This window comes from Endozoicomonas sp. G2_1 (assembly GCF_017744155.1).
Classification (GTDB): Bacteria; Pseudomonadota; Gammaproteobacteria; order Enterobacterales; family Alteromonadaceae; genus JAGHQT01.
This window is the reverse complement of the sequence record NZ_JAGHQT010000008.1, coordinates 123398-147171: the sequence shown is the minus strand read 5'-3', so window position 1 is coordinate 147171 and position 23774 is coordinate 123398. Positions and strand designations below refer to the sequence as shown.

40 protein-coding genes and 1 pseudogene are annotated in these 23774 nt (G+C 42.3%); 36 read left to right on the top strand and 5 right to left on the bottom strand.

What is annotated here, in order from left to right; all coding sequences use genetic code 11:
• From J7384_RS11730 to J7384_RS11660, 15 genes and pseudogenes are all read left to right on the top strand, one after another.
• Positions 1 to 125, top strand: a pseudogene (locus J7384_RS11730) (elongation factor Tu); the annotation flags it as partial.
• Positions 126 to 336: 211 nt separating this feature from the next.
• The gene (locus tag J7384_RS11725) at positions 337 to 792 is read left to right on the top strand and encodes a GNAT family N-acetyltransferase (protein ID WP_209114215.1); all 456 of its coding nucleotides are present in this window, start codon (positions 337 to 339) and stop codon (positions 790 to 792) included.
• Between the two features lie 278 nt (positions 793 to 1070).
• Complete coding sequence (gene rpsJ, locus J7384_RS11720) at positions 1071 to 1382, top strand: 30S ribosomal protein S10 (protein WP_093332363.1); 312 nt, start codon at positions 1071 to 1073, stop codon at positions 1380 to 1382.
• A 15-nt stretch (positions 1383 to 1397) separates the two neighbouring features.
• The gene (gene rplC, locus J7384_RS11715) at positions 1398 to 2036 is read left to right on the top strand and encodes a 50S ribosomal protein L3 (RefSeq protein WP_209114213.1); all 639 of its coding nucleotides are present in this window, start codon (positions 1398 to 1400) and stop codon (positions 2034 to 2036) included.
• A gap of 18 nt (positions 2037 to 2054) precedes the next feature.
• Complete coding sequence (gene rplD, locus J7384_RS11710) at positions 2055 to 2660, top strand: 50S ribosomal protein L4 (RefSeq protein ID WP_209114211.1); 606 nt, start codon at positions 2055 to 2057, stop codon at positions 2658 to 2660.
• Positions 2657 to 2959, top strand: a complete 303-nt coding sequence (rplW, locus tag J7384_RS11705) for a 50S ribosomal protein L23 (protein WP_209114210.1) — start codon at positions 2657 to 2659, stop codon at positions 2957 to 2959. The genes rplD and rplW overlap by 4 nt, the downstream gene beginning before the upstream one ends.
• A gap of 11 nt (positions 2960 to 2970) precedes the next feature.
• Positions 2971 to 3795, top strand: coding sequence for a 50S ribosomal protein L2 (gene rplB / locus J7384_RS11700; protein ID WP_209114208.1), 825 nt, complete (start codon positions 2971 to 2973; stop codon positions 3793 to 3795).
• A 31-nt stretch (positions 3796 to 3826) separates the two neighbouring features.
• Positions 3827 to 4105 carry a 30S ribosomal protein S19 gene (rpsS, locus tag J7384_RS11695; RefSeq protein ID WP_115998804.1) on the top strand — a complete coding sequence of 93 codons (279 nt, stop codon included), beginning with the start codon at positions 3827 to 3829 and terminating at the stop codon, positions 4103 to 4105.
• Between the two features lie 11 nt (positions 4106 to 4116).
• Complete coding sequence (gene rplV, locus J7384_RS11690; protein WP_209114206.1) at positions 4117 to 4449, top strand: 50S ribosomal protein L22; 333 nt, start codon at positions 4117 to 4119, stop codon at positions 4447 to 4449.
• An 11-nt stretch (positions 4450 to 4460) separates the two neighbouring features.
• Positions 4461 to 5153: a 30S ribosomal protein S3 gene (rpsC, locus tag J7384_RS11685; protein WP_209114204.1), complete on the top strand. Its 693-nt coding sequence runs from the start codon at positions 4461 to 4463 to the stop codon at positions 5151 to 5153.
• A gap of 10 nt (positions 5154 to 5163) precedes the next feature.
• Complete coding sequence (rplP, locus tag J7384_RS11680; RefSeq protein ID WP_209114202.1) at positions 5164 to 5577, top strand: 50S ribosomal protein L16; 414 nt, start codon at positions 5164 to 5166, stop codon at positions 5575 to 5577.
• Positions 5577 to 5768 carry a 50S ribosomal protein L29 gene (gene rpmC / locus J7384_RS11675; RefSeq protein ID WP_209114200.1) on the top strand — a complete coding sequence of 64 codons (192 nt, stop codon included), beginning with the start codon at positions 5577 to 5579 and terminating at the stop codon, positions 5766 to 5768. Before rplP ends, rpmC begins: the two co-directional genes overlap by 1 nt.
• Positions 5768 to 6016 carry a 30S ribosomal protein S17 gene (rpsQ, locus tag J7384_RS11670; RefSeq protein WP_209114198.1) on the top strand — a complete coding sequence of 83 codons (249 nt, stop codon included), beginning with the start codon at positions 5768 to 5770 and terminating at the stop codon, positions 6014 to 6016. The genes rpmC and rpsQ overlap by 1 nt, the downstream gene beginning before the upstream one ends.
• Before the next feature lie 149 nt (positions 6017 to 6165).
• On the top strand, positions 6166 to 6549 hold the full coding sequence (locus J7384_RS11665) for a DUF4288 domain-containing protein (RefSeq protein ID WP_209114196.1): 384 nt from the start codon (positions 6166 to 6168) through the stop codon (positions 6547 to 6549).
• 126 nt (positions 6550 to 6675) lie between these two features.
• On the top strand, positions 6676 to 7749 hold the full coding sequence (locus J7384_RS11660; protein WP_209114194.1) for a hemolysin family protein: 1074 nt from the start codon (positions 6676 to 6678) through the stop codon (positions 7747 to 7749).
• An 18-nt stretch (positions 7750 to 7767) separates the two neighbouring features.
• On the opposite strand, the gene J7384_RS11655 is transcribed toward J7384_RS11660, so the two are convergent.
• Positions 7768 to 8511 (bottom strand): FAD-binding oxidoreductase, encoded by a 744-nt coding sequence (locus J7384_RS11655; protein ID WP_209114192.1) that lies wholly within the window; start codon positions 8509 to 8511, stop codon positions 7768 to 7770.
• A gap of 276 nt (positions 8512 to 8787) precedes the next feature.
• On the opposite strand from J7384_RS11655, the gene rplN reads away from it, so the two are divergent.
• The 17 genes from rplN to rplQ all read left to right on the top strand — a co-directional run bounded on the left by rplN (position 8788) and on the right by rplQ (position 17280).
• The gene (rplN, locus tag J7384_RS11650; protein ID WP_209114190.1) at positions 8788 to 9156 is read left to right on the top strand and encodes a 50S ribosomal protein L14; all 369 of its coding nucleotides are present in this window, start codon (positions 8788 to 8790) and stop codon (positions 9154 to 9156) included.
• A 12-nt stretch (positions 9157 to 9168) separates the two neighbouring features.
• Positions 9169 to 9483: a 50S ribosomal protein L24 gene (gene rplX, locus J7384_RS11645; RefSeq protein ID WP_209114188.1), complete on the top strand. Its 315-nt coding sequence runs from the start codon at positions 9169 to 9171 to the stop codon at positions 9481 to 9483.
• A gap of 15 nt (positions 9484 to 9498) precedes the next feature.
• A complete protein-coding gene (rplE, locus tag J7384_RS11640; protein WP_209114186.1) occupies positions 9499 to 10038 on the top strand; it encodes a 50S ribosomal protein L5 in 540 nt (179 codons plus the stop codon).
• 11 nt (positions 10039 to 10049) lie between these two features.
• A complete protein-coding gene (gene rpsN / locus J7384_RS11635) occupies positions 10050 to 10355 on the top strand; it encodes a 30S ribosomal protein S14 (protein ID WP_209114184.1) in 306 nt (101 codons plus the stop codon).
• Between the two features lie 12 nt (positions 10356 to 10367).
• Entirely contained in the window at positions 10368 to 10760 is a 393-nt protein-coding gene (gene rpsH / locus J7384_RS11630) for a 30S ribosomal protein S8 (protein ID WP_209114232.1), read from the top strand.
• A gap of 11 nt (positions 10761 to 10771) precedes the next feature.
• A complete protein-coding gene (rplF, locus tag J7384_RS11625; RefSeq protein ID WP_209114182.1) occupies positions 10772 to 11305 on the top strand; it encodes a 50S ribosomal protein L6 in 534 nt (177 codons plus the stop codon).
• 9 nt (positions 11306 to 11314) lie between these two features.
• Positions 11315 to 11668 (top strand): 50S ribosomal protein L18, encoded by a 354-nt coding sequence (rplR, locus tag J7384_RS11620; protein ID WP_209114180.1) that lies wholly within the window; start codon positions 11315 to 11317, stop codon positions 11666 to 11668.
• Between the two features lie 9 nt (positions 11669 to 11677).
• A complete protein-coding gene (gene rpsE, locus J7384_RS11615) occupies positions 11678 to 12184 on the top strand; it encodes a 30S ribosomal protein S5 (RefSeq protein WP_209114230.1) in 507 nt (168 codons plus the stop codon).
• A 6-nt stretch (positions 12185 to 12190) separates the two neighbouring features.
• Entirely contained in the window at positions 12191 to 12370 is a 180-nt protein-coding gene (gene rpmD, locus J7384_RS11610) for a 50S ribosomal protein L30 (protein ID WP_209114178.1), read from the top strand.
• Positions 12371 to 12373: 3 nt separating this feature from the next.
• Complete coding sequence (gene rplO, locus J7384_RS11605; protein WP_209114176.1) at positions 12374 to 12808, top strand: 50S ribosomal protein L15; 435 nt, start codon at positions 12374 to 12376, stop codon at positions 12806 to 12808.
• 8 nt (positions 12809 to 12816) lie between these two features.
• The gene (gene secY, locus J7384_RS11600) at positions 12817 to 14142 is read left to right on the top strand and encodes a preprotein translocase subunit SecY (protein WP_209114174.1); all 1326 of its coding nucleotides are present in this window, start codon (positions 12817 to 12819) and stop codon (positions 14140 to 14142) included.
• Positions 14143 to 14161: 19 nt separating this feature from the next.
• The gene (rpmJ, locus tag J7384_RS11595; protein WP_074496180.1) at positions 14162 to 14278 is read left to right on the top strand and encodes a 50S ribosomal protein L36; all 117 of its coding nucleotides are present in this window, start codon (positions 14162 to 14164) and stop codon (positions 14276 to 14278) included.
• Positions 14279 to 14416: 138 nt separating this feature from the next.
• Complete coding sequence (rpsM, locus tag J7384_RS11590; protein WP_209114172.1) at positions 14417 to 14773, top strand: 30S ribosomal protein S13; 357 nt, start codon at positions 14417 to 14419, stop codon at positions 14771 to 14773.
• A gap of 11 nt (positions 14774 to 14784) precedes the next feature.
• A complete protein-coding gene (rpsK, locus tag J7384_RS11585) occupies positions 14785 to 15174 on the top strand; it encodes a 30S ribosomal protein S11 (protein WP_209114170.1) in 390 nt (129 codons plus the stop codon).
• Positions 15175 to 15195: 21 nt separating this feature from the next.
• Entirely contained in the window at positions 15196 to 15816 is a 621-nt protein-coding gene (gene rpsD / locus J7384_RS11580) for a 30S ribosomal protein S4 (RefSeq protein WP_209114168.1), read from the top strand.
• Positions 15817 to 15840: 24 nt separating this feature from the next.
• Positions 15841 to 16830 carry a DNA-directed RNA polymerase subunit alpha gene (gene rpoA, locus J7384_RS11575; RefSeq protein ID WP_209114166.1) on the top strand — a complete coding sequence of 330 codons (990 nt, stop codon included), beginning with the start codon at positions 15841 to 15843 and terminating at the stop codon, positions 16828 to 16830.
• A 42-nt stretch (positions 16831 to 16872) separates the two neighbouring features.
• Positions 16873 to 17280, top strand: a complete 408-nt coding sequence (rplQ, locus tag J7384_RS11570) for a 50S ribosomal protein L17 (protein ID WP_209114165.1) — start codon at positions 16873 to 16875, stop codon at positions 17278 to 17280.
• Positions 17281 to 17351: 71 nt separating this feature from the next.
• Here the strand turns inward: rplQ and J7384_RS11565 are convergent, their stop codons facing one another.
• Positions 17352 to 18110, bottom strand: a complete 759-nt coding sequence (locus J7384_RS11565; protein WP_209114228.1) for a PEP-CTERM sorting domain-containing protein — start codon at positions 18108 to 18110, stop codon at positions 17352 to 17354.
• A 273-nt stretch (positions 18111 to 18383) separates the two neighbouring features.
• Between J7384_RS11565 and J7384_RS11560 the strand changes: the two genes are divergently transcribed.
• Both J7384_RS11560 and J7384_RS11555 read left to right on the top strand, forming a co-directional pair.
• The gene (locus J7384_RS11560) at positions 18384 to 19283 is read left to right on the top strand and encodes a phosphoribulokinase (protein WP_209114163.1); all 900 of its coding nucleotides are present in this window, start codon (positions 18384 to 18386) and stop codon (positions 19281 to 19283) included.
• Positions 19280 to 20530, top strand: coding sequence for a hypothetical protein (locus J7384_RS11555; protein WP_209114161.1), 1251 nt, complete (start codon positions 19280 to 19282; stop codon positions 20528 to 20530). The genes J7384_RS11560 and J7384_RS11555 overlap by 4 nt, the downstream gene beginning before the upstream one ends.
• Before the next feature lie 30 nt (positions 20531 to 20560).
• Here the strand turns inward: J7384_RS11555 and speD are convergent, their stop codons facing one another.
• The 3 genes from speD to J7384_RS11540 form a co-directional block, all read right to left on the bottom strand.
• Positions 20561 to 21370, bottom strand: coding sequence for an adenosylmethionine decarboxylase (gene speD, locus J7384_RS11550; RefSeq protein ID WP_209114159.1), 810 nt, complete (start codon positions 21368 to 21370; stop codon positions 20561 to 20563).
• Positions 21371 to 21480: 110 nt separating this feature from the next.
• Positions 21481 to 21885, bottom strand: a complete 405-nt coding sequence (locus J7384_RS11545; protein WP_209114158.1) for an OsmC family protein — start codon at positions 21883 to 21885, stop codon at positions 21481 to 21483.
• A 127-nt stretch (positions 21886 to 22012) separates the two neighbouring features.
• Positions 22013 to 22366, bottom strand: coding sequence for a DUF3802 family protein (locus J7384_RS11540; RefSeq protein WP_209114156.1), 354 nt, complete (start codon positions 22364 to 22366; stop codon positions 22013 to 22015).
• 208 nt (positions 22367 to 22574) lie between these two features.
• Between J7384_RS11540 and J7384_RS11535 the strand changes: the two genes are divergently transcribed.
• Both J7384_RS11535 and J7384_RS11530 read left to right on the top strand, forming a co-directional pair.
• Positions 22575 to 23375, top strand: coding sequence for a hypothetical protein (locus J7384_RS11535; RefSeq protein ID WP_209114155.1), 801 nt, complete (start codon positions 22575 to 22577; stop codon positions 23373 to 23375).
• A 103-nt stretch (positions 23376 to 23478) separates the two neighbouring features.
• Complete coding sequence (locus J7384_RS11530) at positions 23479 to 23757, top strand: SelT/SelW/SelH family protein (RefSeq protein ID WP_209114153.1); 279 nt, start codon at positions 23479 to 23481, stop codon at positions 23755 to 23757.
• Positions 23758 to 23774 lie beyond the last annotated feature (17 nt).

Sequence of the window (23774 nt, the reverse complement as noted above, 5' to 3'; positions counted from 1 at the left end):
GCGACAACTTGAAGTTTGTTGTTGAGCTAATCAACCCAATCGCGATGGACGAAGGTTTACGCTTCGCGATTCGTGAAGGTGGTCGCACGGTAGGTGCTGGTGTTGTTTCTAAAATCATCGACTAATTAACCTTTTCTAGCAGCTAACCTTGCGTTAACTGCGTTGGGAAAACTCACATACACTTGTATGCTCCGTTTTCCCGCCTTGTTAACCCTTTGGTTATCAAGCGATAAAAGAGTTAATAGTTATGGTGAAACAAACCATCTAATAAATTTAAAGAGCAGCCAATGGCTGCTCTTTTTGTTTAAAAGCATAGATGTTTTACAGGTTAAAGCGATGGTAATTACAAAAGCACAAATCTCAGATTTCTTGCAAATTGCAGAGCTTGACCGCATTGCATGGTTAGATAATGATAACAGTGAATTTATACCTGACGGAGAGCACGCTTGGCGTTTGTGGGTTGAACACGCATTAGTTGTTTGTGCAAAAGAGGGCCAGCAAATTTTCGGCGTTGCTATAGCGTTCCCTAGTATTAACAATACTTATTGCTTGCATAAGGTTTTTGTTGCAAAACAAGCACGGGGTAAAGGTTTAGGCCGTAAGCTAATGAGTACCCTTAACCATGATTTTGACCAACTGAGTACAAGCGCCTTTTTAACGGTTGATCCAAATAACACTAATGCGATCGCGCTGTACCGCAAGTTAGGCTTTACTAGTGAGAAATATGTTGAAGACTATTACCGACCACAAGAGCACCGCATCGTATTAACTCGTCCCGCCAAAAGGGTTTAGTAGGGCCGATGCTAAGATCTATTTGAGCAATGTTATCGGCAGTATGATTATTTCTCCTTTACTACTTGCATAATTTATCAACACACGTATAATACGCCTCCACGTTGGGCTGTGCTCAGCGGATTTCATTGAACTAATTGTTGATTTAACAATGTTTGTTTAATGATTACAGCAACTCCGATTTGGAGTTGAATGTTTTAGTCGATACACCCCCCTTTCTTACAATGGAAGGTGATGGGCTGTATTTTGTTCGTTCTTTTATTAGGGGATTTGATTCCATGTCAAATCAAAGAATTCGCATTCGTTTGAAAGCGTTCGATCATCGTTTGATTGATCAATCTACAGCAGAAATCGTTGACACTGCTAAGCGTACTGGCGCACAGGTTCGTGGTCCTATTCCACTTCCTACTCGCAAAGAGCGTTTCACAGTTTTGATTTCTCCACACGTTAACAAAGATGCGCGTGATCAGTACGAAATTCGTACTCACAAGCGTTTAATTGATATCGTTGAGCCTACTGATAAGACTGTTGACGCATTAATGCGTTTAGACTTAGCAGCTGGTGTTGACGTTCAAATTAGCTTGGGTTAATAGGGGGTTTTTGACATGACTATAGGTCTAGTCGGACGTAAAGTTGGTATGACTCGCATCTTCTCTGAAGATGGTGTTTCTACTCCTGTTACAGTCCTAGAAGTTGAAGCCAACCGCGTTGCTCAGGTTAAAACTGTAGACAACGATGGCTACTCAGCGATTCAAGTAACTACTGGTAGCAAAAAAGCTAACCGCGTTAACAAGCCAACTGCTGGTCACTATGCAAAAGCTGGTATCGAAGCAGGTCGTGGTTTGTGGGAATTCCGTTTAAATGACGGTGAAGGCGCAGACTTAGCCGCTGGTAGCGAAATTAGTGTTGAGCTTTTCAACGAAACTAAATTAGTAGACGTGACTGGCACTTCAAAGGGTAAAGGTTTCCAAGGCGGTATCAAGCGTTGGAATTTCCGTACTCAAGATATGTCACATGGTAACTCATTGTCGCACCGTTCAAACGGTTCAATCGGCCAATGTCAAACACCAGGTCGCGTATTCAAAGGCAAAAAAATGTCTGGTCACATGGGTGCTGCTAAGGTAACTACGCAGAACCTTGAAATCGTACGTGTTGATGCTGAGCGTAACTTGCTTCTTATTAAAGGTGCAGTTCCAGGCGCAGTAAACAGCAACGTTATCGTTAAACCAGCTGTTAAAGCTTAACGTCTGAGGAGAATTTTGATGGAATTAACATTAAAAGACGCGTCAGGCGCTCTTGAAGTTTCAGAAACAACTTTCGGTCGTGAGTTTAACGAAGCGTTAGTACACCAAGTAGTTGTTGCTTACGCAGCAGGTGCTCGTCAAGGTACTCGTGCTCAAAAGACTCGCTCTGAAGTTAGCGGTGGTGGTAAGAAGCCATGGCGTCAAAAGGGTACTGGTCGTGCTCGTGCTGGTACTACTCGTAGCCCAATCTGGCGCACTGGTGGCGTAACATTCGCTGCTAAACCACAAGATCACAGCCAAAAAGTTAACCGTAAAATGTACCGTGGTGCAATCCAAAGCATTTTATCTGAACTAGTTCGCCAAGAGCGTTTAGTTGTGGTTAACGACTTTGCTGTTGAATCACCAAAAACTAAAGAATTAGTTGCTAAGTTAAAAGACTTAGAACTTAAAGATGTGTTAATCGTGACTGCTGAAGTTGATGAGAACTTGTTCTTGTCTTCACGCAACTTGTACAAAGTTGACGTTCGCGACGTTCAAGGCATCGACCCAGTTTCTTTAGTTGGTTTCGAAAAAGTATTAATGACTGCTGATGCAGTTAAGCAAGTTGAGGAGATGTTAGCATGATAAGCGAAGAACGTTTGTTAAAAGTGCTTTTGGCACCAAACATTTCTGAGAAAGCTACTGTTGCTGCTGAAGCAAACAACACGGTTGTTTTCAAAGTTGCAACTACTGCTACTAAAGCAGAAATCAAAGCTGCTGTTGAAAAACTTTTCGAAGTTAAAGTTGAAGGTGTTCGCACTTTAAATGTCAAGGGTAAAGCTAAGCGCACTGGCGCTCGTTTCGGTCGTCGTAGCGACTGGAAAAAAGCTTATGTTACTCTTGCTGAAGGTAGTGACATCGACTTCGTTGGCGCTGAAGCATAGGAGAAGGCATAATGGCTATTGTAAAATGTAAACCTACTTCTCCGGGTCGTCGCCACGTTGTTAAAGTGGTTAACCCGGAACTACACAAGGGTAAGCCATACGCACCACTTTTAGAGAAAAACTCTAAGTCTGGTGGTCGTAACAACACTGGTCGTATCACTGTTCGTCACGTTGGTGGTGGTCACAAACATCACTACCGTTTAATCGACTTCAAACGCACAAAGGACGGTATCCCGGCTAAAGTTGAGCGTTTAGAGTACGATCCAAACCGCAGTGCTAACATCGCGTTAGTATTATATGCAGATGGCGAGCGTCGTTACATCTTAGCACCAAAAGGCTTAAAAGCTGGTGATGCAATCCAGTCTGGTGCTGATGCGCCAATCAAAACTGGTAACACTTTACCACTTCGCAACATGCCTTTAGGTAGCGTTATTCACGCAATCGAGCTTAAGCCTGGTAAAGGTGCTCAAATTGCACGTGCTGCTGGTACTTACGCACAATTAGTTGCTAAAGACGGTGCTTACGTTACTTTGCGTCTTCGCTCAGGCGAAATGCGTAAAGTTGAAGCTGAGTGTCGCGCAACTTTAGGTGAAATCGGCAACGCTGAACACATGTTACGTTCTCTTGGTAAAGCTGGTGCTAGCCGCTGGCGCGGTGTTCGTCCTACCGTTCGTGGTGTGGCGATGAACCCAGTTGATCACCCGCACGGTGGTGGTGAAGGTCGTACTTCAGGTGGTCGTCACCCAGTATCACCTTGGGGTGTACCTACTAAGGGTTACAAGACTCGTAAGAACAAGCGTACTGATAAGTTCATCGTACGTCGTCGTACTAAATAATAGTACTAGTTATTAATTAAGAGGAATTACCATGCCACGTTCTCTCAAGAAAGGTCCATTTATTGACCTACACTTGTTGACGAAGGTAGAGAAAGCTTTGGAAAGCGGGAACAAGAAACCTATCAAAACTTGGTCTCGTCGCTCAATGATCATCCCTAACATGATCGGATTGACCATCGCTGTCCATAATGGCCGTCAACACGTACCTGTGTTTGTAACTGATGAAATGATCGGTCACAAACTAGGTGAATTTGCACCAACTCGTACTTATCGCGGCCACGCTGCTGATAAGAAAGCGAAAAAGAAATAAGGGGAAGTTAAATGGAAGCTGTAGCTAAACATAAATTTGCCCGTGGTTCTGCTCAAAAAGCGCGTTTAGTTGTGGATCAAATCCGCGGCTTACACGTTGAGAAAGCTTTAGAAGTATTAACTTACAGCAACAAACAAGCTGCTGTTTTAGTTAAGAAAGTACTTAACTCAGCAATTGCTAACGCAGAGCACAATGAAGGTGCAGACATTGATGAACTATTCGTTAAAACCATCATGGTTGACGATGGTCCAACAATGAAGCGTATTAGACCTCGTGCGAAAGGCCGTGCCGATCGCATTATTAAGCGCACTAGCCACATTACTGTGGTTGTTGCTGATAGCTAGGAGATATTAGTATGGGTCAAAAAGTACATCCTACCGGTATTCGCTTAGGTATCACTAAACCTTACGCGTCTACATGGTTCGCAAGCACAAAAGATTTTGCTAACAACTTACACGGTGACCACTTGGTTCGTGCATACTTGTCTGAGCAATTGAAGCGTGCTTCATTATCAAAAATCGTGATCGAGCGTCCAGCTAAATCAATCCGTGTAACTATTCACACAGCTCGTCCTGGTGTTGTTATCGGTAAGAAAGGCGAAGACGTAGAAAAGTTACGTTTAAAAGTATCTAAAATTGCTGGTGTACCTGCGCAAATCAACATTGCTGAAGTACGCAAGCCAGAAATGGATGCTCAATTAGTTGCTGACAGCATTGCTAGCCAATTAGAACGTCGTGTTATGTTCCGTCGTGCTATGAAGCGTGCCGTACAAAACGCTATGCGTTTAGGTGCTAAAGGTATCAAAGTTGAAGTTAGTGGTCGTTTAGGCGGCGCCGACATCGCTCGTTCAGAGTGGTATCGTGAAGGTCGTGTACCACTTCACACTTTACGTGCTGATATCGATTACGCAACTGCACGTGGTGAAACTACTTACGGTACTATCGGTATCAAAGTGTGGATCTTCAAAGGCGAAGTTATCGGTGGTATGCCTGCACAGGTTGAAGCACCAGCTAAGCCTAAGAAGCGCAACAACCGCAAGAGCAAGTAGGAGTTAAGTAATGTTACAACCAAAACGTACTAAATTCCGCAAGCAACATAAGCTACGCAACCGTGGTTTAGCCCACACTGGTAGCACAGTTAGCTTCGGTACTTTCGGTTTGAAATCAGTTGAGCGTGGTCGTATGACTGCTCGTCAAATCGAAGCTGCTCGTCGTGCGATGACTCGTCACGTTAAGCGTCAAGGTAAAATCTGGATCCGTGTTTTCCCTGATAAGCCAATTACCAAGAAGCCTCTTGAGGTTCGTATGGGTAAAGGTAAAGGTGGCGTGGAATATTGGGTTTGTCAAATCCAACCAGGTCGTGTTCTTTATGAAATGGAAGGTGTTCCAGAAGATTTAGCACGCGAAGCATTTGCTTTAGCGGCTGCTAAACTTCCGTTCAAAACAACTTTCGTAACTCGGACGGTAATGTAATGAAAGCTAGCGAACTAAGAGAAAAAAGCATTGAAGAGTTAAATGCTGAATTACTTGAGCTTTTGCGCGAACAGTTTAACTATCGCATGCAAGCAAGCACTGGTCAGTTAGCACAAACTCATTTATTAAGACAAGTGCGTCGCAACATCGCACGTGTTAAGACTATCATTACTGAGAAGGCAGGTGCGTAATGAGCGATAAAATTCGTACACTACAAGGTCGCGTTGTCAGTGACAAAATGGACAAGTCTATCACTGTTCTGATCGAGCGTCGTGTTAAACACCCTATCTATGGTAAGTTCATGATTCGTTCAACTAAGTTGAAAGCGCATGATGAAACTAACCAGTGTAATGCGGGTGACGTAGTAACTATTCGTGAATGTGCACCAATTTCTAAGAGCAAATCTTGGACGTTGGTTGACGTTGTAGAAAAAGCTTAATTTAAGTTTTTCTAACAAATAGATACTAATCAAAAGGCTCTGCTGCGGCAGGGCCTTTTTGTTTTTTGTATCATAAATTATATTTACCTAACTCTTCGAAACTAACATAATCTGATAACCTTGCTTTGTTTTTAATCTGGAGTTTGTAAATGTCCAAGGAAAGATATTGGGTTGCCGTAATGGTCGAGCGTTTTCAGTATGACGATGAAGATATTTCCAATCCTAAACGCAGATGTCGAGCTTTTACAAATACAGTTCTCTTAAAAGCTGTTGATAAAGAGCAAGCCTATCAGAAAGCTATAGAGTATGGAGAACTAGGCATCGAGAATGAGAGTAATTGGTCAAATGATAAAGGCAGAAAAGGCCGTTGGATTTTTGAGGGGCTGATTAACCTATTAGACGTTGATGAGAGCGTGATAGATCCTGATGGAACAGAACTCTTTTTCGACGATGATTGCGGAATATCTGTCGGTAAAGTCCAATCATGGGTTAGAAAAAAAGAAGATTTGGAAGTATTTCGCGTTAGAGAATAAGTGGGCTTTATGCTCTGTTCGGAGCGTTTTAAAAAAACGACTTATCTCTTTAACTCTAGCTCTTGCTAGAAATCTAATTCACAAAATGCTTAAATAATCACGACCTTTCAATCACGTTAATTCACCATGACCTTACTTATTATCTACGTGCTATGCGCACTTTTATTTTCCTTTCTTTGTTCTGTCGCCGAGGCAGTACTACTTAGTGTGACTTCTGGTTATATCGAGTTAAAACAACAAGAAGGCCACAAATCAGGCGAGTTGTTAAAAACACTTAAAGCAGATGTGAACAAGCCGCTGGCGGCAATTCTAACTCTCAATACTATTGCTCACACTATTGGTGCTGCCGGTGCTGGTGCCCAAGCAACGGCAGTTTTTGGTGAAGCTTATCTTGGTGTTATCTCTGCAGTATTAACTTTATTGATTCTTATCTTTTCTGAAATTATCCCTAAAACTTTGGGTGCAACTTACTGGCGTCAACTAGCACCAATTACCGCGACAGCATTAAAACACTTAATCTGGTTGTTGTACCCGTTTGTTAAAATGTCAGAAAAGTTAACCGGTGGCTTAAGCCATGAGCCAACACTGACTGGCTTTAGTCGCGGTGAATTTATGGCGATGGCAGAGCTCAGTGCCAGAGAAGGGCAGCTGGGTGAACAAGAGTCCACCATGATGAAGAACATGTTGCTCTTGAAAGAGATGACGATTAAAGATGCGATGACACCGCGTACGGTGATGTTTTCTTTAGCAAATGATTTGAGTGTTGAGACTTTTTTCCACAAGCACGACAGTATGCGCTTTTCTCGTATTCCTATATACGACGATCACAACACCGATAATATTACCGGCTTCGTTTTACGCAGTGATATTCTGCTGGCACAAGCGCGTGGCAACAAAGACAAAACCTTACAAGATTACCATCGTGAAATGCCGTCGCTACTCAGCAATATGACTTTGTCTCACGCTTTTGACGAGTTAGTGCGCGCTAAAGCGCATATCTTATTAGCGATTAACGAGTACGGTAGTGTTGAAGGTATTCTCACAATGGAAGATATTTTAGAAACTCTACTCGGCTTAGAAATTGTTGATGAAGGTGACAAAATCGATGATATGCAAAAACTGGCGCGTAAGCTCTGGAAAAAACGCGCTGAGGCTATGCAATCAAAAGTTGAAGAGTTAACCAATAAGCAAGAGAGTTAGGTTTATCGGTAAGACAAGCTAGCTCGACCAATATTGTTCTATGGTGATATGGCCGGGCTTACTGCGCCGATTGCGTTGATAACCTTTGTCTAGCAATACTTGGCTAGTGTCTTTTACCATTTCTGGATTACCACAAATCATAAACTGGCTATCTTCTGGCGACATGCTGAGGTCGACAAATTTTGCCAAGTCGCCATTTGCAATTAATGCGGGAATTCTGCCAGTTAAGCCTGCCGCATTTGACTCGCGACTAACAATACTTACATAACGCAACTGTTGATTGCGGCACAATACTTTGATCAATGGTTGATAGCTCAAATCACTTTGATGACGAACAGCGTGCACTAATACAATATTTTGATAATCTCGCCAAACTTGCTGCTCTTGCAGTATTGATAAGTAAGGGCCAATTGCCGTGCCAGTGGCAAACATCCAAAGTTGTTTGCTCTTGGGGACATCGTCAAGGGTGAAAAAACCTGAGGCTTGTTTCGCTATTTCGAGGGTATCGCCGAGCTCAAGTCGCATCAAAGCCGGCGATAATCGACCGTTGGGTACTTCAATTAAATAAAACTCCAAGACATTGTCATCTGGTGCGTTAACAAAAGAATAGGCCGCTGCCTGTCGTTTATCATTTACAGTTAACGCGAGCTTAGTGAATTGGCCAGCGACAAATGGCTCTATATCAGCGCTTATGGTTAGGCTAAAGAGTTTTTCAGTCCAGCGATGATTGTTAATAACAGTTGCTTGGCACCAATCGGTCATAATATCACCTAAAATGTTAGGTTTTAGCGCGTTGGCTAAATTGACTTGTTACTAAAAAATATAGAACTAACGGTTTAATTTTCAACACTTAATGCCCATATAGTAAACGTGTTCCGAGAGCTGTTTATTTTTTAGCTAAATAAACTATCACTTTTTTTTTACTGGTGTTATAATCTCGCGCCCGCCGATAATGGCTGGGTAAATAAAGGCAGTGACGGGTCGAATTTTTGGCCTTGAATTTAATCTTTTATATAGATAGAGCGGAGCACATATAAAATGATCCAAATGCAAACACAGCTTGACGTTGCTGACAACAGCGGCGCTCGACGCGTGCAGTGTATTAAGGTCCTTGGTGGCTCGCACCGTCGCTACGCACGTATTGGTGACATCATTAAAGTTGCAGTGAAGGAAGCTATTCCTCGCGGTAAAGTTAAAAAAGGTGATGTACTTAACGCGGTAGTGGTGCGCACTAAAAAGGGCATTCGTCGCCCGGATGGTTCAGCCATTCGCTTTGACGGAAACGCGGCTGTAATGCTTAACGCAAGCTTACAACCTATTGGTACTCGTATTTTCGGGCCTGTGACACGTGAATTAAGAACTGAAAAGTTCATGAAGATCGTTTCATTAGCTCCAGAAGTACTATAAGGAGTCACGATAATGGCAGCTAAGATTCGTCGTGATGATGAAGTAATCGTACTTGCTGGTAAAGACAAAGGCAAAAAAGGTAAAGTTACCAAAGTTCTTGTCGAAAAAAGCAAAGTATTTGTTGAAGGTGTTAACTTAGTCAAGAAGCATCAGAAGCCTGTACCTCAGTTACAGCAAGCTGGTGGTATTGTTGAAAAAGAAGCACCAATCCACGTTTCTAACGTGGCGATCGTAAACCCTGCTACTGGCAAGGCCGATCGTGTTGGTTTTAGAATTGAAGACGGCAAAAAAGTTCGTTTCTTCAAGTCTAATAACGAATTAGTTTAATTATTGGAGTAAACGATGGCGAAACTGCATGATTTTTATAAAGATACAGTTGTTGCTGAGCTTCAAGAAAAGTTCAGTTACAAAAGTGTCATGCAAGTCCCTCGGATTGAAAAGATCACCCTTAACATGGGTGTTGGTGAAGCTATTACTGATAAAAAAGTATTAGAAAACGCCACAAATGATCTTACTGCAATCTCAGGTCAAAAGCCTATGGTAACTAAAGCTCGCAAATCTGTTGCTGGTTTTAAAATCCGTGAAGGCTACCCTATTGGTGCAAAAGTAACTCTACGCGGTGAGCGCATGTGGGAATTCTTAGAGCGTTTAATCTCTATTTCAGTTCCTCGTATCCGTGACTTCCGTGGCTTGAACCCTAAGTCGTTCGATGGCCGTGGTAACTACAGCATGGGCGTGCGTGAGCAAATTATTTTCCCTGAAATCGACTACGATAAAGTCGATAAGATCCGTGGTATGGATATTACTATCACTACTACTGCGGCATCTGACGAGGAAGGTCGTGCTCTGCTTACTGCTTTTAACTTCCCGTTCAAAAAATAAGGTGTAGAGTTATGGCTAAATCATCTATGAAGGCACGTGAAGCAAAACGTGCAAAGCTTGTAGCTAAGTACGCTGAAAAGCGCGCTGAGTTAAAAGCAATTATCTCAAGCGTAAATACTTCTGAAGAAGATCGTTGGGATGCAGTATTAAAACTACAATCTTTACCTCGTAACTCAAGCAGCTCACGTCAACGTAACCGTTGTAACGTGACTGGCCGTCCACATGGTTACCTACGTAAGTTCGGCTTAAGCCGTATCAAGTTACGTGAAGCTATGATGCGCGGTGAAGTTCCTGGTCTTAAGAAAGCTAGCTGGTAATAGGAGAGAGCAATTATGATGACTGATCCTATCGCGGACATGTTTACACGCATCCGCAACGGTCAATCTGCAGCTAAAACTGCAGTAACAATGCCTTCTTCAAAACTTAAAGTTGCTATCGCTAGCTTGCTTAAAGAAGAAGGTTACATTTCAGAGTACTCAGTAGTTGAAGGTGCTAAGCCTGAGCTAGAAGTTGCTTTGAAATACTTCGAAGGTAAAAAAGTAATTGAATCAATCAAGCGTGTTTCACGCCCTGGTCTACGTGTATACAAAGGCAGCACTGAGCTTCCTCAAGTACAAGCTGGCTTAGGTATTGCGATTGTTTCTACTTCTAAAGGCTTAATGACTGACCGCGCTGCTCGCAAAGCAGGTTTAGGTGGTGAGATCATTGGTTTCGTAGCGTAAGGAGCAAGAATATGTCTCGTGTTGCAAAAGCACCTGTCGAAATTCCTGCTGGCGTTACTGTTACGTTATCAGGCCAAGACATTAAAGTTAAAGGTCCTGTAGGTGAGCTTTCTGCTACTATTCACGGTTTAGTTAACGTTTCTCAAGAAGAAAACGTTATCAAAACTGAAGTAGCTGAAGATAGCAAAGCTGCTTGGATGCAAGCCGGTACTGCGCGCGCTAATATCAACAACATGGTTATTGGTGTAAGCAAAGGCTTCGAAAAGAAATTAATTCTTAACGGTGTTGGTTACCGTGCAAAAGCTGCTGGCAAGAGCTTAAACCTTTCTTTAGGTTTCTCTCACCCAGTAGATCACGCAATTCCTGAAGGTGTTACGTGTGAAACTCCTAGCCAAACTGAAGTTGTACTTAAGAGTGCTAACAAGCAGTTGGTTGGTCAAGTTGCTGCAAACATTCGTTCATACCGTGAGCCAGAGCCTTACAAAGGCAAAGGTATTCGTTATGACGACGAAGTTGTACGCCGTAAAGAAGCTAAGAAGAAGTAGGGTAATACGATGGATAAGAAAACATCTCGTTTACGCCGTGCAAAACGTGCACGCGCTAAAATCAGCGAGTTGGGTGCGAATCGTTTAGTCGTTCACCGTACTCCTCGCCATATTTACGCTCAATTAATCGCGCCAACTGGCTCTGAAGTTATCGCTGCTGCGTCAACTTTAGACAAAGAAGTTCGCGGTCAAGTTGAAAAAACTGGTAATGTTGCGGCAGCAACTGCAGTAGGTAAAGCTATTGCTGAACGCGCTGTTGCTAAAGGCATCACCAATGTTGCTTTTGACCGTAGCGGTTTCCGTTACCACGGTCGCGTAAAAGCGTTAGCAGAAGCAGCTCGTGAAGCTGGCCTTCAGTTCTAGGAGTTGATGATGGCTAATGTAGAAAACACACAACAACAAACTGATATGGCTGAAAAGCTAATCGCTGTTAACCGCGTATCAAAAGTGGTTAAAGGTGGTCGTATCTTTAGTTTCACTGCACTAACTGTAGTTGGTGACGGTAACGGCCGCGTTGGTTTTGGTTACGGTAAAGCACGTGAAGTGCCTGCTGCTATCCAAAAAGCAATGGAAAAGGCTCGTCGTAACCTAGTTACTGTTGACTTGAAGGGTACTACTCTTCAACACCCTATCAAGGGTCGTCACTCAGGTTCTAAGGTTTACATGCAACCTGCTTCTGAAGGTACAGGTATCATCGCCGGTGGTGCGATGCGTGCAGTACTTGAAGTTGCTGGCGTACAGAACGTATTGTCAAAAGCATACGGTTCTACTAACCCAATCAACGTAGTACGCGCTACTATTTCTGCTCTTGCGAACATGAACTCGCCAGAAGCAGTCGCAGCTAAGCGTGGCAAAGACGTTGCTGACATTTTGGGGTAATTGAGCATGGCTAAAACAGTTAAAGTTACTCAAGTAAAAAGCTCTATTGGTCGTTTACCAAAGCACAGAGCTACATTAAAGGGTCTTGGCTTACGTCGTATCCGTCACACTGTTGAGTTAGAAGATACTCCTTCAGTACGCGGTATGATCAACCAAGTACACTACATGGTTAAGGTGGAGGACTAATCAATGCATTTAAATACATTATCTCCTGCACCAGGCGCTAAGTCAGCTAAGAAACGCGTTGGTCGCGGTATTGGTTCAGGCCTAGGCAAAACCGGTGGTCGTGGTCACAAAGGTCAGAAGTCTCGTTCTGGCGGTAGCGTACGTCCAGGTTTTGAAGGCGGTCAAATGCCATTGAAACAACGTTTACCTAAGTTTGGTTTCACTTCACGTAAGTCTTTAGTTCGCGCTGAAGTTCGCTTACACGAGTTAAACCTAATCGAAGGTGATGTAGTTGACATTCACACGCTTAAGAACGCTAACTTAGTTGCACGCAACATCGAGACAGTAAAAATCATGCTGTCTGGTGAAATCAACAAGCCTGTAACTGTACGTGGCGTTGGCGTGACTAAAGGTGCTCGTGCAGCTATCGAAGCTGCTGGCGGTAAAATCGAGGAATAATACAGATTATGGCTAAACCAGGAACGGATAATAAAGGCGCAGGCGGTTTGTCTGAGCTTAAGCAAAGACTGTTTTTCGTATTCGGAGCAATTATTGTTTTCCGTTTAGGATCTTTCGTGCCAATCCCTGGTATTGACGCCGCTGTATTAGCTCAGTTGTTTGAACAACAAAAAGACACCATCATTGGCATATTTAATATGTTCTCTGGTGGTGCGCTTGAGCGAGCCTCTGTATTGGCACTTGGTATTATGCCGTACATTTCGGCTTCTATTATCATGCAGATTAGTACGCACGCCGTACCTAGTATGCAAGAGTTGAAAAAAGAAGGCGAAGCTGGACGTCGTAAAATCAGTCAATACACCCGCTACGGTACTTTAATATTAGCAACTGCCCAATCGTTCGCGATTGCTAATGGTTTACCGCAAATGATGCCAGGATTAGTGATTAATCCTGGTTTCGGCTTTATCTTTACTGCGATGGTGAGTTTAGTCACTGGTACCATGTTCTTAATGTGGTTAGGTGAACAAATTACTGAGCGTGGTATCGGTAATGGTATTTCGATTCTAATCTTTGCTGGTATTGTTGCTGGTATGCCGTCTGCTGTTGGTCAAACAGCAGAAATGGCGCGTCAAGGTGAATTGCACTTATTGGTATTATTGCTGATTGGTTTAATCGTCTTTGCCGTCACTTTCTTTGTTGTATTTGTTGAGCGTGGCCAACGTCGTATCGTTGTTAACTATGCTAAGCGTCAACAAGGTCGTAAGGTATTTGCTGCTCAAAGCACGCACTTACCGTTAAAAGTGAATATGGCTGGTGTTATTCCGCCAATTTTTGCTTCAAGTATTATCTTATTTCCTGCTACAATAGCCAGCTGGTTCGGCCAGGGTGAAGGTGTAGTTGCTGATACTCTACAAGAAATCTCTTTAGCGATTTCTCCGGGTCAGCCGTTATATGTAATGCTTTTAGCGGCAGCGATAATCTTCTTCTGCTTTTTCTACACGGCGTTGGTCTTCAACCCACGTGAAACAGCAGATAATTTGAAGAAGTCTGGCGCGTTTATTCCGGGTATTCGTCCGGGTGAACAAACCTCTAAATACATTGATAAAGTAATGACACGTTTAACCTTAGCCGGTGCGTTATACATTACCTTTATCTGTTTGGTACCTGAGTTTATGATGATTGCTTGGGATGTTCAGTTTTACTTTGGCGGTACGTCATTGTTGATCATCGTAGTGGTAATCATGGACTTTATGGCACAAGTACAAACGCATTTGATGTCTCATCAATATGACAGTGTACTTAAGAAAGCTAATCTTAAAGGCTATGGCCGATAAGGTTTAACGGAGTAGTAAGATGAAAGTTCGTGCATCCGTAAAAAAGATTTGCCGTAACTGCAAAGTGGTAAAACGCGCTGGCGTTGTCCGCGTAATTTGCAAAACTGACCCTAAGCACAAACAGCGTCAAGGTTAATCTTTTTAGAAAGTGTCATTAGTGCTCAATTCATTTGAGCAAATAATGGCACTTTCATTTGCAAAAAAGTGGCTGGTTGAGTATCCTAACGGGCTTTTCAACTAGCGTAAGTTAAATTTTTAGATAGGAGATGTGTTAGTGGCCCGTATCGCTGGCATTAACATCCCTGATCGTAAGCATGCAGTAATTGCCCTTACTGCGATTTACGGTATCGGTGCAACCCGTGCAAAAGCAATTTGTGCGGCAACTGGTATCGCTGAATCAACTAAGATCAGTGAATTAAACGAAGCTCAAATTGATGAACTTCGTACTGAAGTAGGTAAGTACACCGTTGAAGGTGACTTACGTCGTGAAGTTTCTATGAACATCAAGCGTCTTATGGACCTTGGTTGTTTTCGTGGTTTGCGTCATCGTCGCAGTCTACCTCTACGTGGTCAACGCACTAAAACTAATGCGCGCACCCGTAAAGGTCCTCGTAAGCCTATTAAGAAGTAGGAGATTAGACAATGGCAAAAACTCCAGTTCGTACGCGTAAGCGCGTAAAAAAACAAGTTGCTGATGGCATGGCTCATATCCATGCTTCTTTCAACAACACAATCGTAACTCTTACCGATCGTCAAGGTAATGCTTTATCTTGGGCAACTGCTGGTGGTTCAGGTTTCCGTGGTTCACGTAAATCTACTCCATTCGCTGCACAGGTTGCTGCTGATCGTGCTGGTAAAGCAGCACAAGAGTTTGGCTTGAAGAATATTGAAGTGTTCGTTAAAGGTCCAGGTCCAGGTCGTGAATCTGCTATCCGTGCCTTAAATGCTGCTGGTTACAAAATCACCAACATTACTGACGTTACACCTATTCCTCATAATGGTTGTCGTCCTCCTAAGAAACGTCGCGTTTAATAGGATAGTTGGAGAAAGAAAATGGCAAGATATTTAGGTCCTAAGCTAAAACTTAGCCGTCGTGAAGGTACCGACTTATTCCTTAAGTCTGGTGTTCGCGCGATCGATACTAAATGTAAAATCGAAACTATTCCAGGTCAACACGGTGCTCGTCGCGGTCGTTTATCTGATTATGGTGTTCAGCTTCGTGAGAAGCAAAAAGTTCGTCGTATCTACGGCGTACTAGAGAAGCAATTCCGTAACTACTACAAAGAAGCTGCGCGTATTAAAGGCAACACAGGTGAAAACTTGTTACAGCTTTTAGAAGTGCGTTTAGACAACGTAGTATACCGTATGGGCTTTGCTAGCACTCGTGCAGAAGCACGTCAGTTAGTTAGTCACAAGTCTATCGTTGTTAACGGTAAAGTTGTTAATATTCCATCTTTCACTGTTAAAGCTGAAGATGTGGTTTCTGTTCGCGAAAAATCTAAAACTCAAGCACGTATCGTTGCTGCTTTAGAATTAGCTGAACAACGTGAGAAGCCAGTCTGGGTTGAAGTAGATAACAAGAAAATGGAAGGCGTGTTTAAGCGTGTTCCTGAGCGTTCAGATTTATCTGCTGAGATTAATGAACAGTTGATTGTCGAACTTTACTCTAAGTAAAGTTTAAACTTAAGAGAGGACATAATGCAGGGTTCTGTAACCGAATTCCTTAAGCCACGCCTTGTCGATATTGAGACGTTGAGCTCAACTCGTGCAAAGGTAACGTTGGAGCCGTTAGAACGTGGTTTTGGTCACACTTTAGGTAATGCGCTACGTCGTATTCTTTTATCTTCAATGCCTGGTTGTGCAGTCACTGAAGTTGAAATCGACGGTGTATTACATGAGTACAGTAGTAAAGAAGGTGTTCAAGAAGACATCATCGAAATTCTATTGAACTTGAAAGGGCTAGCGGTAGGTTTGGAAGGCAAAAATGAAGCTGTTCTTACCTTAACTAAGTCAGGTGAAGGCCCTGTAACGGCAGCTGATATTCAACATGATGGCGATGTAACTATTGCAAACCCAGAGCATGTTATCTGTCACCTAACTGGTGACGGTTCTATCAGTATGCGCATTAAAGTAGAGATAGGTCGTGGTTACGTACCTGCCTCTGTTCGTCGCAATGCCGAGGAAGAAGATAGAGCTATTGGCCGTTTATTGGTTGATGCTTCATTTAGTCCTGTTGAAAGAATTGCCTACGACGTTGATTCTGCACGTGTTGAACAACGTACAGACTTAGACAAGTTAGTCATCGACATGGAAACTAATGGTATTTTAGATCCAGAAGAAGCTATTCGTCGTGCTTCAACCATCTTAGCTGAACAGCTAGATGCGTTTGTTGAATTACGCGATGTTAGCGAGCCGGAGCAAAAAGAGGAAAAACCACAGTTTGACCCAATTTTACTTCGTCCTGTTGATGATTTAGAACTTACTGTTCGTTCAGCTAACTGTTTAAAAGCAGAAGCAATTCAGTATATTGGTGATCTAGTACAGCGTGCTGAAGTTGAACTTCTTAAAACACCTAACTTAGGTAAGAAGTCTCTAACTGAAATCAAAGACGTGTTAGCGTCTCGTGGCTTATCTTTAGGTATGCGCCTAGAGAACTGGCCACCAGAAAGCATTGCTGATAACGACTAGGTCGATCATTGTTAATTTAATAGTTGAGATAAGGATTAACTTATGCGCCATCGTAAAAGCGGTCGCCAGTTAAACCGTAATAGCAGTCATCGCCAGGCGATGTTCCGCAATATGGCAAGCTCTTTAGTTAAGCACGGTGTTATTAAAACTACTGTTGCTAAAGCTAAAGAACTACGTCGCGTTGTTGAGCCATTAGTAACTTTGGCTAAAACAGACAGCGTTGCAAACCGTCGTTTAGCGTTTGCTCGTACTCGCGACCAAGAAGTTGTTGGTATTTTATTTAACGAACTTGGTCCTCGTTACCAAGAACGTCCAGGTGGTTACACTCGCATCTTAAAATGCGGTTACCGTACTGGTGATAAAGCGCCTATGGCTTATGTTGAATTAGTAGACCGTCCAGTAGTTGAAGAAGCTGCTGAAACAGTTGAAGAAGCAACAGCTGAAGCTTAATTAAAAGCTTATTCGAGTTTTATACTCATAAAAATGCCACTCATAAGAGTGGCATTTTTTTTACCCAGAAATCACTGTTGTTGATATTGCCGAACTAAAATGGCGAGTATTCCAGTTAACAAAATAAGTAAACTTGAAGGTTCTGGTATTGATGTTGATGGCGGCGGTGCGTCAGCTTGTGTGATACCTGCATAACGAACGCTGCCTTGAGAGTAGTTGTAAAAGCCAAATGAGCCATTGGTAAAGTTACCAGCGAAAGACAACTCTTTAACTCCATCTACTTGCACTTCAATTAATGTTGAAGTGAATACAAGTTCAAAATCATAAGTTTGGAAGTCTATCCAACCAGTACTACCAAGATTCGTTGCTCGTTGAACTTCATTAACTACGCCATTATGCTCCCAAAAGTTTAGCTCTGGTGCTGTGCTAACATCACCTGTAATATGGCTTAGTGCAAGACCAACATTAGCACTACCTTGGTTTGCTTGTTTCCAGTCTATTAGCCAAAAATCTGCATTTGCACTGTTGAATTCACCAGTGTTGTACCCTAGTACAAAACCGATGAAATCGTCGTCAGCCCCTGTTTCAACAGTAATTTGACCACTAAGTGCTTGCCCTTGGTCATTACTACCTGGATTGAAAAAGATTGATGGTCTAGAGTTTTGGCTTTGGAAAACCGAATCGTTACCTATTCCTTGAACATTCCAAGAGGCAGCCGGGCTACCGTTGCCTTCCTCTGCTGTCCAGCCCGATAGGTCAACAGGTATTGGCGTGGCCATTGAAATGGCGGGAGCAAATAAAAACGGTATAAGTAGGTTTTTAGCTTTCATATGACTGTTCCTATAAAGACCTTTTATTGTGTGATAAATAGGCCTCACCCTACAGCTCAATGTAGTGAGACAGACAAGAACTTATTAAGCATAATTTAAACCATAAACTAAGTTATTGATTTTACTTTTTCTTTTGTTCCGTAAATAAACTGGTGTAAATAAACGTGACAGTTCTAGACAGAAAAAGTAAATGAATTGGCCAGCTCAATTTACAATTGATTTAAACGCTCTTTCACCGTATAAACTAAGTTCGCTTATTGTTAGGGAACTGAAATGTCCGCTCGCCATCCAATTATTGCTGTTACTGGTTCATCAGGTGCTGGTACGTCTACGACAACAGAGTCGTTTGAACATATATTTCGCACACTAGGCATAAGTTCAGCTAAGGTCGAGGGCGATAGTTTTCACCGCTATTCACGTCAAGAGATGGATGTTGAAAAGCGAAAAGCGCGTGAAGAAGGACGCAATCTAAGCTACTTCGGTGATCAGGCTAATGACTTTGATTCATTAGAAAACTTGTTCAAAGACTACTCAGAGTCCGGCAAAGGCAAAATGCGTCGTTATTTGCACACCTTTGATGAGGCGGTTCCATATAATCAAATGCCAGGTACTTTTACCCCTTGGGAAGACTTAGGTGAGGGCACAGACGTTTTGTTCTATGAGGGACTGCATGGAGGTGTCGTTACTGAAACCAATAACGTTGCCGAGCATGTTGATTTATTAATTGGTATGGTGCCAATTGTAAACTTAGAGTGGATCCAAAAAATCATTCGCGATACCAATCAGCGCGGCCACAGCAGAGAAGCTGTTACCGCGAGTATTGTTCGCAGTATGGAAGATTACATTTCGTTCATTACGCCACAGTTCTCTCGCACTCATGTTAACTTCCAGCGGGTACCAACTGTTGACACCTCAAATCCATTTAGCGCCAAAGCCATTCCTACTTTGGATGAAAGTTTTGTTGTGATTCGCTTTCGCGAGTCAACACAAGTCGATTTTCCGTTTTATCTCAGTATGATCGACGGCGCATTTATGTCTCGAGTGAATACCATGGTAGTGCCCGGCGGTAAAATGGGCTTAGCAATGGAATTGATTTTAACCCCATTAATTAAAGACTTAATGGATAAAAAACGCGAAGCGAACAAACAACTAGACTGGATGTCTGATCTGTGACGAGGCTCTTTAGTGACTTAGTCTTTTTGCTAGCGCTAATAAGCAGTCATGCCTATGGGCAAAATGTACTTATTACAGAGCTTGCAAAGGTCACTGATAAAGAGTGGCGAGTCACCTATAAAAGCCTAACCCCTGTAAATAGTATTACCTTCGCTATCACCCGTGATGACTCTCGATCAAAGCGATGGCTCATTTCAGATAGCCAATTTGAACTAATCCACTTGTCTGGTCGAGATATCGTTACTCGTAAAGATAATCAGTTATTTAGTGAGGTGAGTTTCACCCTAACACCGAGCTATATTCACTTGCCCAAGTACTATTCGCCATTTGCCCGCTTTTCTGATGGTGGGATATTAGTTCACAGCGCGCGATTTTTTGCCTGCCCGAACTTATGTACTGGTTTTGAAAATGCTTGGTATTTCGAGTTAACGGTTAACCCCGACGAACGCATTGTGCTCAATGGTCAGCAGCATCAAGGGCAGGTGTGTTGGTGGGATAAAAACGATGGTACCAAAATTTATGTCGGCAATAACGCGATAACTGAACATCCAAGTTTCTACAGTGTTATTGACCAAGGCTTGGACGAGAAACTGCAGGGCTTGTTACTCAAGTTTTTCCCTAAGATGATGGCGCACTTATCACAGAAATTTAGCCCACTTGCAACTAAGCCTATGTTATTTGCTTCATTTGAACGAATAGATGATGGTCGCAAAGGCCGGCAAGGCGGGGTTTTACCCAACCAAGTCTTTATGCACTGGTATGGTAAAGAGCAACGTATTAAAAACAGGTATGAGGTACTATGGTTCTACGCGCATGAAGCGGCGCACTTGTATCAAGGTGAGCACAAACAGTTTTCAGGAGATCAAAGCCTCGCGTGGATACATGAAGGGCATGCCGATATGCTCGCCTACGAGCTGTTAGCGACATTGTTGCCTGAAACCAGTTCATACCTCAATAAACGCAGAATTCAAGCGCAGCAGCGCTGTCAAGCAGCGATATCAATGGACCCTCTTGCTACACTAGCAGAGCAAGGGCGCTATGACGTGCTATACGATTGTGGTTTTAGTTTTTATTGGTTTATTAAGCAAAAGAGTGGTAACGATCAGCTTGCTTATGTTTTTTGGTCAAACTTTGTCAGTAACTTACAAAGCGCGAATAAATTAGACATCGACGTGTTTTTGCTGACCGCTAAGCCATTTTTGAATGAGCGAGATTATTTAGCACTAACAGAAAAAGTGGCTAACTAGCCGGTTTTTCTGCTAGTGCTTATACGTACGTTACATCTCTGGTAAATTTCTACCGTAGAATATCTCTTGCATTTCACGCTGCAACTGAGCGCTGATCTTGGCCTGTTGTTCTGGATCAAATTCATCGACACCTGAACCAAAAATGTACTGACTCAAATCGAATTCTTTTTTAATCATTTTAGTGTGAAATAAGTTTTCTTGATAAACATTGACATCAACCATTTGATAATTGTCGCTAGTTTCCTCAGTAAGGAAATTTTGAATCGAGTTAATCTTGTGGTCGATATAGTGTTTTTCACCGTTGATATCACGGGTAAAACCGCGTACGCGGTAGTCAAGGGTCACTATATCTGAATCGAAACTGTGAATCAGATAGTTGAGTGCTTTCAGTGGTGAAATAACACCGCAAGTGGAAACCTCAATGTCGGCGCGAAACGTCGATAGGCCATTGACCGGATGACTTTCTGGATAGGTATGCACGCAAATATGGCTTTTATCCAAGTGAGAAACAACAGATTCAGGCAGCGGCCCCGGCTGTTCACTCTCTTCAAATTCAACGGTTTCTGCCATTTCTTCTTCAGAGACCAAAATAGTGACACTCGCACCTTGAGGGTCGTAGTCCTGACGAGCAATGTTTAAGACATTAGCGCCGATGATGTTACAAACCTCTTGCAAAATATCGGTTAGGCGATCGGCGTTGTATTGCTCGTCGATGTACTCGATATACTCTTTTTGATGTTGGCTCGTTTTTGCGTAGTTAATATCATAAATACAAAAACTTAAGCTTTTAGTTAAGTTATTAAAACCGTGTAGTTTTAACTTAGGTAAAGGCTTGACCAATAGCGTATCCTCTCAATGGCTTCAATGATGAAGCGAACGTACTGTATTTATCAGTAATACCAATGTTTAAATGTTAATTTTGCCTCTTTGGCGTAAATTGTTAGCTAGGTTTAGGCGCTTTTGATTTCAAAATCGTGGGTAATATTGACCGATTTGTTAAGCATTAATGCCACTGAACAATATTTGTCAGCCGACAAGTCTACCGCACGCGCTACGTGTTTTTCACTGACATCGTCACCAGTAATGACAAAGTGTAGATGAATATCAGAAAATAGCTTTGGTACTGTATCAACGCGCGTACCAGTCACTTCAACACGACAATCAGTGATGTTTTGACGGGCCTTTTCTAAAATACTGACGACATCGACTGACGAACAACCGCCAAGTGATATTAATACGTTTTCTAACGGGCTTGGCGCTAATTCACCGCCGTTGGCATCCATAACGATAGTGTGACCACTCTCTGACGTCCCCATAAAGCGCTCGTCGCCGACCCAAGTTACTGTAGCTTTCATTTATTTATCCAATTATTGTCTGCTCGGCACAGTGCCAAGCAATTACCATATTATTTTCTATGGTTATTTTAACTGAGGTCTAAAGCGGCTGCCAACTGCTTTGTACAGCCGAGATTGTAGCGTGGGTTTAAGCGAGTATTTTGGTGTGAATTTCGGTGTCGAAGAGGTTTTTGATGAGCAATGCAAACTCCTTGATGAAAGTGATTTGCTCAGGAGTGACTGGGTTATTGCTAACACTCGAAAGGATTTCTTCCAGGTCGTAAACAATGGCATCGACTTCTCGAATGATGGCATTGCGTTGATTGAACGACAGCGCTTCATTTTGACCACAAACACTGATAATTTGCTCACTGAGTTCCTGTTCGATAATTGCCATTACCGAAGGCGCATGGCGGGTGGTGGCATTGGCTTGTTCAAACAAACTTAAATGCTCTGTCAAATACTCAATAATATGAATATAACCTTGCGTGTCCGTTACCATTTGTTACTACCTGGAAAGTATGAGCGCGTAATGGCAATTATAGCAAAGAGCTGGTGACCGGAAAAATCAAATTATTGTCACCAAATAGTTACAATATTGTGTGGTTGAGTCGTTTGTACTGTTTTGTCATGACCTATTAATTAAATTGCTTAAAGACTTAGTTTTTGATATTCAAGGTGAAATATTTTAATTGTTGAATAGGTTTTCAATGCATAAAACCCTCTTTATTGTATTTTTGTCGTTGCTTAGCGCTAATGTCTTGGCGAGTAATAACGATGCACCACTAAAGCTTGAAGCTGGCTTTTGGGAGGGAATAAGTGACGATTTGATTTATAACGTCTTAGAGTTGGGTAATAACGGTAAACATCGACTTCATCGAACCTCAATTGCTTCGGCATTTCGAAGAACTCAGAGTCATGTGTTCTCAGATCAAGATGTTTCGTGTACACACTCTGAATGTATCGCAGAATTCGATAATCAATACGATTCCCAATCAACATACAAACTAATATTGACACCCACTCATGTAGGTTCATATAAAGTGTTGCAAATAGCAGTAGCAAACGATAAAAGTGCAATTTTGTCACGTTCCTATGATTTAAAAAGGCAAACAACAACTTCTGCCGTTAAATTACTTCTTAATCGCTACGAAAAAAGAATAAGGTCTGAGCTTGAAAAACCGTCTTCAGGTATTTATGGGCTGTGGCTTGGAACTGTCAATATTCGAGAGGCGACTCAATTAGTTGCGTTAAACATTAACGCCCAAGGTAAGTCAGAGTTTGTTTTATTTATAAATAACTTAGGGCTAACTAATGAAACATATTTCGACTTTGACCAAACATCGGTGGGTAAAGGTCAACCAATACACATTGCAACAAGTCATCCGACGTTTGCCAACCAAATGATACTGCATAAACGGTCGAGTTCGTCTATCGTCGGCCATTTATACTCATACAATAAGCAATACTTGTTGGAAACTGCGGATTTTACTTTATACAAAATAGAGTAGTTTTATCTAAATAGTTGAGATGAAACTTATTAGCGCTGCTCAATGCTAGCCAATAATAATTGCTATATTTTCTTAAACTTTTTATCGGAACATAAAATTAACAATGACTAACAAGATAGAAATTCACTACTGCACGGGGTGTCGATGGTTATTACGTTCAAGTTGGATGGCGCAGGAGTTATTAACCACCTTTGAGCAAGATATTAGCGAATTGTCGTTAAAACCTGCAGGCAGTGGTGTATTTGAAATTTACGCCAATGGCGAACGCATTTGGTCGCGTAAAGAAATGGGCGGTTTTCCCGAGATTAAAGTCTTGAAGCAGATTGTTCGTGACCACATTTCACCAGATAAAAATCTCGGTCACTGTGAAGTGAGTGTTTGAAATAAGAAGTGAGAAAA

Coding starts and splice junctions, on each gene's coding strand:
- J7384_RS11560 (WP_209114163.1), top strand. CDS start 18,384: ATGTCCGCTCGCCATCCAATTATTGCTGTTACTGGTTCATCAGGTGCT.
- rpsC (WP_209114204.1), top strand. CDS start 4,461: ATGGGTCAAAAAGTACATCCTACCGGTATTCGCTTAGGTATCACTAAA.
- rplC (WP_209114213.1), top strand. CDS start 1,398: ATGACTATAGGTCTAGTCGGACGTAAAGTTGGTATGACTCGCATCTTC.
- rpsK (WP_209114170.1), top strand. CDS start 14,785: ATGGCAAAAACTCCAGTTCGTACGCGTAAGCGCGTAAAAAAACAAGTT.
- rpoA (WP_209114166.1), top strand. CDS start 15,841: ATGCAGGGTTCTGTAACCGAATTCCTTAAGCCACGCCTTGTCGATATT.
- J7384_RS11535 (WP_209114155.1), top strand. CDS start 22,575: ATGCATAAAACCCTCTTTATTGTATTTTTGTCGTTGCTTAGCGCTAAT.
- rplW (WP_209114210.1), top strand. CDS start 2,657: ATGATAAGCGAAGAACGTTTGTTAAAAGTGCTTTTGGCACCAAACATT.
- rplN (WP_209114190.1), top strand. CDS start 8,788: ATGATCCAAATGCAAACACAGCTTGACGTTGCTGACAACAGCGGCGCT.
- rpsD (WP_209114168.1), top strand. CDS start 15,196: ATGGCAAGATATTTAGGTCCTAAGCTAAAACTTAGCCGTCGTGAAGGT.
- rpmC (WP_209114200.1), top strand. CDS start 5,577: ATGAAAGCTAGCGAACTAAGAGAAAAAAGCATTGAAGAGTTAAATGCT.
- rplE (WP_209114186.1), top strand. CDS start 9,499: ATGGCGAAACTGCATGATTTTTATAAAGATACAGTTGTTGCTGAGCTT.
- rplV (WP_209114206.1), top strand. CDS start 4,117: ATGGAAGCTGTAGCTAAACATAAATTTGCCCGTGGTTCTGCTCAAAAA.
- rpsS (WP_115998804.1), top strand. CDS start 3,827: ATGCCACGTTCTCTCAAGAAAGGTCCATTTATTGACCTACACTTGTTG.
- rpsQ (WP_209114198.1), top strand. CDS start 5,768: ATGAGCGATAAAATTCGTACACTACAAGGTCGCGTTGTCAGTGACAAA.
- rplR (WP_209114180.1), top strand. CDS start 11,315: ATGGATAAGAAAACATCTCGTTTACGCCGTGCAAAACGTGCACGCGCT.
- J7384_RS11655 (WP_209114192.1), bottom strand. CDS start 8,511: ATGACCGATTGGTGCCAAGCAACTGTTATTAACAATCATCGCTGGACT.
- rplX (WP_209114188.1), top strand. CDS start 9,169: ATGGCAGCTAAGATTCGTCGTGATGATGAAGTAATCGTACTTGCTGGT.
- rplD (WP_209114211.1), top strand. CDS start 2,055: ATGGAATTAACATTAAAAGACGCGTCAGGCGCTCTTGAAGTTTCAGAA.
- J7384_RS11540 (WP_209114156.1), bottom strand. CDS start 22,366: ATGGTAACGGACACGCAAGGTTATATTCATATTATTGAGTATTTGACA.
- secY (WP_209114174.1), top strand. CDS start 12,817: ATGGCTAAACCAGGAACGGATAATAAAGGCGCAGGCGGTTTGTCTGAG.
- J7384_RS11660 (WP_209114194.1), top strand. CDS start 6,676: ATGACCTTACTTATTATCTACGTGCTATGCGCACTTTTATTTTCCTTT.
- rpsN (WP_209114184.1), top strand. CDS start 10,050: ATGGCTAAATCATCTATGAAGGCACGTGAAGCAAAACGTGCAAAGCTT.
- J7384_RS11665 (WP_209114196.1), top strand. CDS start 6,166: ATGTCCAAGGAAAGATATTGGGTTGCCGTAATGGTCGAGCGTTTTCAG.
- J7384_RS11565 (WP_209114228.1), bottom strand. CDS start 18,110: ATGAAAGCTAAAAACCTACTTATACCGTTTTTATTTGCTCCCGCCATT.
- rpsJ (WP_093332363.1), top strand. CDS start 1,071: ATGTCAAATCAAAGAATTCGCATTCGTTTGAAAGCGTTCGATCATCGT.
- rplF (WP_209114182.1), top strand. CDS start 10,772: ATGTCTCGTGTTGCAAAAGCACCTGTCGAAATTCCTGCTGGCGTTACT.
- rplO (WP_209114176.1), top strand. CDS start 12,374: ATGCATTTAAATACATTATCTCCTGCACCAGGCGCTAAGTCAGCTAAG.
- J7384_RS11725 (WP_209114215.1), top strand. CDS start 337: ATGGTAATTACAAAAGCACAAATCTCAGATTTCTTGCAAATTGCAGAG.
- rpmJ (WP_074496180.1), top strand. CDS start 14,162: ATGAAAGTTCGTGCATCCGTAAAAAAGATTTGCCGTAACTGCAAAGTG.
- rplQ (WP_209114165.1), top strand. CDS start 16,873: ATGCGCCATCGTAAAAGCGGTCGCCAGTTAAACCGTAATAGCAGTCAT.
- rpmD (WP_209114178.1), top strand. CDS start 12,191: ATGGCTAAAACAGTTAAAGTTACTCAAGTAAAAAGCTCTATTGGTCGT.
- J7384_RS11530 (WP_209114153.1), top strand. CDS start 23,479: ATGACTAACAAGATAGAAATTCACTACTGCACGGGGTGTCGATGGTTA.
- rpsE (WP_209114230.1), top strand. CDS start 11,678: ATGGCTAATGTAGAAAACACACAACAACAAACTGATATGGCTGAAAAG.
- rplB (WP_209114208.1), top strand. CDS start 2,971: ATGGCTATTGTAAAATGTAAACCTACTTCTCCGGGTCGTCGCCACGTT.
- rplP (WP_209114202.1), top strand. CDS start 5,164: ATGTTACAACCAAAACGTACTAAATTCCGCAAGCAACATAAGCTACGC.
- J7384_RS11545 (WP_209114158.1), bottom strand. CDS start 21,885: ATGAAAGCTACAGTAACTTGGGTCGGCGACGAGCGCTTTATGGGGACG.